This is a genomic window from Paucibacter sp. XJ19-41 (genome assembly GCF_028462495.1).
In the GTDB taxonomy this organism is placed as follows: domain Bacteria; phylum Pseudomonadota; class Gammaproteobacteria; order Burkholderiales; family Burkholderiaceae_C; genus Roseateles_E.
The window spans coordinates 1-474 of record NZ_JAQOWX010000298.1; the positions used below are offsets into that span (position 1 = coordinate 1).

Here is a 474-nt window from a genome sequence, read left to right on the forward strand (position 1 = left end):
TGCGGCGCCGGTGATCGCGGCCAGCGCGGCGCGCGCGTCCTGCAGGCCCTTGCGCGCGGCGATGCTGTTGCTGCGCGCCAGCGCCAGGTAGGTGCGGGCCTGCTCGACGTCGACCTGGGCGCCCAGGCCGGTGGCTGCGCGCACCTCGGCCTGCTGCACCTGGCGGGCGAAGGCGTCTTCGTTGGCCTGCACGGTGTCCAGCAGGGCCTGCGCGCCCAGCACGCCGAAATAGGCGCTGGCGACGCGCAGGGCCAGGTCTTGCCGGGCGGCCTGCAGCAGGGCGGCCTGGCCCTCGGCGCGCTGCGCGGCCGAGCGGGCCTGGGCGACGCGGGCCAGGTCCAGCAGGACCTGGCTGAGGCTGCTGCTCAGCTCGCGCTCGCGGGCGCTGCCGCCGGCCTGCTGCTGGCGGTACTGCCAGGCCAGCGACCATTGCGGCAGCAGCGTGCCGCGCGCCGCGCTGGCGCCGGCCTCGGC

General features: G+C 77.8%; 1 protein-coding gene. It reads right to left on the reverse strand.

What is annotated here, in order from left to right; genetic code table 11:
- Positions 1-474: TolC family protein (locus PO768_RS29075; protein WP_272648834.1), on the reverse strand; the 474-nt coding region annotated here is incomplete at both ends.